Raw genomic sequence first — 631 nt, 5'->3', positions numbered from 1 at the left:
TTATCCACAACAAAACGCATGCCTACAAAAATACAAATGAAAACACGGCGCATGCCTGTGGATAAGTCCGACAAGCCGCGCCGCAATAGGATCCCACATCCATCCATGAGTCTACGTGCTATGTCCAACTGTCGAAGTCGGGATCTCGGTGCTGCTCCAGAGGATACAGACACCGTTCCATTTGCCCCAGTCCCGCACCCTGTTACCCCCAGCACCATCACGACAGAGGTGCCGACAAGCCACGATTTTGCTCGACGCATGCTTCAAATGCCCCCTTGGTGTTTTTCATCCTCGATTGATGTCCTACGAAACCATTCATAAGGTTCAGCGGTGATCTTAACGATTTAGGTATGCGTTTTCAAGTGCAATTTATAGTTTTTCCGCATGTGCATTTGTACGATGCATAAACGAACTTGACGTTCCATTTCGAGAAGGCGGGAGATGTGCAGAGATCGCCGTAGCGAACGTAATTCTCAGAGAGCGCATGAAAAAAGGCCAGGCTGATGTGCCTGACCTTTGTCACTCGCCTGGCAACGACCTACCTTCCCAGGAGGCTTCCCTCCCAGTATTCTCGGCGCTGGAGGTCTTCACGTCCGTGTTCGGGATGGGTACGGGTGTTGCCCCTCCGCTA

1 rRNA gene is annotated in these 631 nt (G+C 51.7%); it reads right to left on the bottom strand.

The annotated features are described in order from the left end of the window. Positions 1 to 525: 525 nt before the first annotated feature. A 5S ribosomal RNA gene (gene rrf, locus AC27E8_RS11740) occupies positions 526 to 631 on the bottom strand; the annotation flags it as partial.

Source organism: Alicyclobacillus sp. CIJ1, assembly GCF_057538885.1.
Note: the sequence above shows the minus strand (reverse complement) of the source record. Positions and strands in the feature narration are given on the sequence as shown.